Raw genomic sequence first — 4394 nt, 5'->3', positions numbered from 1 at the left:
GGGGGGGCTGGACGGCGGTGCCGCGCCCATCCCCGGTCCGGGGGCGGGGGTGAAGGGCGCGGCGAGACGGTCGTCGAATCTCGCGCACCCGGCCGTCGCGACGGCCAGGACCACCAGCAGCGAGAGCGATCTCATGGCGACAAGCCTACGGTGCGCCGTGTCCTGGGTGCGGGTGCCGGGGAAGCGGCCTATGGTCGCATGGTGACTTCCTCAAAGCCCGGAGACGACGCCCGAACCGAGATCATCCACGATGTCGACTACCCGCTCGACGTCCCCAACGCGACGGGGGCCGGTTCCGGCACGGGGACCGCGGACTCGGCGACCACGGCATTCCCCGCGGCGGGTCGGACGGACTACTCGCAGTTCTCCGAGTCCGGGGGATACGACACGTCGGCGCCGTTGCCGTTCGGCGACCAGCCCACGACGATCGACCCCGCCCCCCGCGACGAGATCTCCCGGCGCGGCACGACCGATTTCGGGTTGTTCCTCCTCCGACTCGCGGTGGGCGTCCTGTTGGCCATGCGTGGTCTGCAGAAGCTCTTCGGCCTGTTCGGCGGCCCGGGACTCGACGGATTCACGCAGACCCTCACCGAGTCGGGTTTCGAGCAGGCGCGACTGCTCGCGATCGCCGGCGGGGTCGTCGAGCTGGTCGCGGGGATCCTGCTCGTCGTGGGCCTGGCGACGCCGGTCGCGGCGGCCGGGTTGCTCGGGCTGGTCGGGTTGGGTCTCGCGGTCCGGCTGACCGGTGACGACCCCGTGCCGCTCCTCGGCGAGACGACCCGTGGGCTCGAGACGTCGATCCTGTACGTCGCCGCCCTGCTCGCACTCCTCTTCGCGGGAGCCGGACGCTGGTCGGTCGACCGCAGGTGGCGGTGGTCGCACCGCCCCCGGTTCAGCGGAGTGATCTGGCTGCTGCTGGCCGTGATCGCGGCAGGGGTGATCTGGTACCTGCTCAACGGCAGCAACCCGTTGATGTCCACGACCGACAGCCCGGCGGTCACCGCGGGCTGACCGCGGCGGCGGGCCGTGGAGGTCAGCCCGGCAGGATCCGCACGGCACCCTTGTCCGCGGACGACGCCATCGAGGCGTATGCCCGCAGCGCGGTGGAGACCTCCCGCTCGCGGTGGACCGGACGCCACGGGAGGGGTCCCTTCTCGGCCCGGCGACGGTCCAGCTCGTCGTCGTCGACCTCCACCGAGATGGATCGTGTGGCCACGTCGATCGTCACGACGTCTCCGTCCCGGATCAACCCGATCGGGCCGCCGGCGGCGGCCTCGGGGGCGATGTGCCCGATGGACAGTCCCGACGAGCCGCCTGAGAAGCGGCCGTCCGTGATCAGGGCGCACCTGGTGCCCAGGCCGGCGCCCTTGATGAACGCGGTGGGGTGGAGCATCTCCTGCATGCCCGGGCCGCCGGCCGGGCCCTCGTAGAGCACCACGAGCACCTCGCCGGGCTGCAGGGTCTTGTCCAGGATCACCGACACCGCCTGCTCCTGCGACTCCACGACCCGCGCCGGGCCGCTGAAGTGGAAGTTCGCCTCGGACACGCCGGCGGTCTTGAAGACCGATCCGTCCGGCGCGATGTTGCCGCGGAGCACGGCCAGCCCGCCCTCGGCGGTGGCCGGGTGCTCGACCGAGTGGATGCAGCCGTCCACGGCGTCCGTGTCCAGCGACTCCCAACGGTTGTCCGTGGAGAACGGCTCGATGGTGCGGACCCCGCCGGGTGCGGCGTGGAACAGCTCGATCGCCTGCTCGGTGGCGGTACCGCTGCGGATGTCCCAGTCCGCGATGTGCTGTTCGAGAGAGGGGGAGTGCACCGAGTGGACGTCCGTCTCCAGCAGACCGCCGCGGTACAACTCGCCGAGGATCGCCGGGATGCCACCGGCCCGGTGGACGTGCTCCATGTAGTAGTCCGAGTTGGGTGCGACCTTGGCCAGGCACGGCACCCGACGGGAGATCTGCTCGATGTCGTGGAGATCGAAGTCGACCTCACCCTCCTGCGCGGCGGCGAGGATGTGCAGCACCGTGTTGGTGGACCCGCCCATGGCCACGTCGAGCGTCATGGCGTTGGCGAAGGCCTCCTTGGTGGCGACCGACCGCGGCAGGACCGAGGCGTCGTCGTCCCGGTAGTAGCGGTGGCAGAGGTCCACGATGACCCGGCCGGCCTCGGCGAAGAGCTCGCGCCGTGCGCTGTGGGTGGCCAGAGTGGAGCCGTTGCCCGGCAGCGACAGGCCCAGGGCCTCCGTCAGGCAGTTCATCGAGTTGGCCGTGAACATGCCCGAGCAGGAACCGCAGGTGGGGCAGGCCGAGCGTTCGATCGCGTCGAGGCCCTCCTGGTCGACCGCCGAATTGGCCGAGGCGGAGATCGCGGTGACGAGGTCGGAACCGGCCTTGACCACGCCGTCGACGACCACCGAGAAGCCGGACTCCATGGGGCCGCCGGAGACGAACACGGTCGGGATGTTCAGACGCATCGCCGCGTTGAGCATCCCCGGCGTGATCTTGTCGCAGTTCGAGATGCACACCAGGGCGTCGGCCGTGTGCGCGTTGACCATGTACTCGACGGAGTCGGCGATGATCTCGCGGCTGGGAAGCGAGTACAACATCCCCGCGTGACCCATGGCGATGCCGTCGTCCACGGCGATGGTGTGGAACTCGCGCGCGACGCCACCCGCCGCGGTGATCTGCTCGGCGACGATCTCGCCGACGTTCTTCAGGTGCACGTGCCCGGGGACGAACTGCGTGTACGAGTTGGCGACCGCGATGATCGGTTTGCCGAAGTCGGCGTCCGTCATGCCGGTGGCGCGCCAGAGTGCGCGGGCCCCCGCCGCATTGCGTCCGGCGGTGCTGGTGCGGGACCTCAGGGCGGGCATGGGACCTCGATCCGGTTCGGGAGACGACGGGACGGGCGTCCCGGGTGGCAGTCCTGCGATCAGGCCTGCGGGCGGCCCCGTGACGTGGGCGGGGACGCTCCGGGGGACGGGTACACGATACCCGCGGTGGCAGGAGTAACTTCGTCTCGGTCGGCCGTGTGGTCGACCGGCGTTCCACACGAATGAGGATCACCATGACCGACTCCGGCCACACCGGCGGCTTCCGCGAGTTCGCCTCACACTCGGCGGGCGCGGTGGTTCTGGTCTGCGGACTGTTCTTCCTGCTGTCGTTCATGTATCTGGGCGGCACCGCGGATCCCCAGGCCCACGCCCGGCACATTCCCGTGGCGGTGGTGGACTCCGACCGCGGAGCCTCGTTGGACACGCCGATCGGCGTGCGGGACCTCGACGTGGGATCGCAGATCACCGCCGGCCTGCTCCAGAACAACGACTGGGAGAAGATCCGGCTTCACGTCGTGGACCCCGGGACGGCGGAGGAGGGACTGCGTGACGGATCGTACTTCGGGGCGATCAGGATCCCCGCCGACCTGAGCGAGCGGGTGGTCGGTCTGGTCGAGGCGGCGGCCACCGAAGAGGGGGATGCGGCGGAACCTCCCGCGCCCGCGCGGGTCACGGTCGAGTACTCGCCCCGCGTCTCCATCGTGTCGAGCCAGGTGATGAACACCATGGCCGAGGCGATGCAGGAGTCGTTCCGCGACCGGATGGGCCCCAGGTTGCTCGCCGACTCACAGTTGCTCGCCGAGGCGGAGGGCAGGACGATCGGCGCCGCCGCGACCCTCGCACTCCAGGACCCGGTCGGGATCGACGTGACCGCGTGGAACCCGCTGCCGGAGGGGGTGTCGAACGCCTCGCTGCCGATGTTCTACGCGCTGATCGTGATCCTCGCGGGCTTCACCGGGGCGATGATCATCTCCGCCGTGCTCGACGCCCGGCTCGGGTTCATCCCCCTGGAGATCGGACCTCTGGCGCTGCACGTGCACGTGGCCCCGTTCGGCCGGCTCCAGACGCTGGCCCGCAAGTGGGTGGTCACACTCGTGACGGCCCCGCTCGTGTCCGGGCTCTGCCTTCTCGTCGCCCACATCATCGGGGTCACCGGGTACGACCCGTGGCACATGTTCTGGTTCTCGAACCTCGTGATCGTCGCGGTGGGGGTGTGTGCACACACGATCATCGCGGCGATCGGGAACGCCGGGCTGTTGGTCAACCTGGTCGTGTTCGTGGTGCTGGGGATACCGACGTCGGGCGGAGCCACCCCGACGCAGATGCTGCCGCAGGTGTTCGTCGCGATCGGCAACCTCCAGCCGATGCACCAGGCCTACCTCGGACTGCGGTCGATCATGTTCTTCGAATCGAGCTGGGACGCGGGCCTGGGGCACGCGGTGTGGGTCCTCGGCGGCTGGGCGGTGGCCGGACTGCTCGCGGGGGTGGCGGTCACCCTCGCCTACGAGCGCATGGGGCTGCGCCGCCAGGCCGTCGCCGACCGTGTTCCGGCGGGCGGTCG

At 70.3% G+C, this 4394-nt stretch carries 3 protein-coding genes; 2 read left to right on the top strand and 1 reads right to left on the bottom strand.

What is annotated here, in order from left to right:
• Positions 1 to 198: 198 nt before the first annotated feature.
• Positions 199 to 1011: a DoxX family protein gene (locus G6021_RS04400; protein ID WP_182609518.1), complete on the top strand. Its 813-nt coding sequence runs from the start codon at positions 199 to 201 to the stop codon at positions 1009 to 1011.
• Between the two features lie 22 nt (positions 1012 to 1033).
• Here G6021_RS04400 and ilvD read toward each other — a convergent pair whose 3' ends face one another.
• The gene (gene ilvD / locus G6021_RS04395; RefSeq protein WP_182609519.1) at positions 1034 to 2872 is read right to left on the bottom strand and encodes a dihydroxy-acid dehydratase; all 1839 of its coding nucleotides are present in this window, start codon (positions 2870 to 2872) and stop codon (positions 1034 to 1036) included.
• A 194-nt stretch (positions 2873 to 3066) separates the two neighbouring features.
• Between ilvD and G6021_RS04390 the strand changes: the two genes are divergently transcribed.
• Positions 3067 to 4394 (top strand): DUF3533 domain-containing protein (locus G6021_RS04390; RefSeq protein WP_182640743.1); only part of this gene is annotated, 1328 nt, incomplete at its 3' end.

The sequence above is a fragment of the Dietzia sp. CW19 genome, assembly GCF_014145265.1.
GTDB lineage: Bacteria > Actinomycetota > Actinomycetes > Mycobacteriales > Mycobacteriaceae > Dietzia > Dietzia natronolimnaea.
This window is presented reverse-complemented; position numbering and strand designations above follow the sequence as displayed.

What these genes read in the sequence shown, in the direction of transcription:
- G6021_RS04400 (WP_182609518.1), top strand. Translation starts at nt 199, where the DNA reads ATGGTGACTTCCTCAAAGCCCGGAGACGACGCCCGAACCGAGATCATC.
- ilvD (WP_182609519.1), bottom strand. Translation starts at nt 2,872, where the DNA reads ATGCCCGCCCTGAGGTCCCGCACCAGCACCGCCGGACGCAATGCGGCG.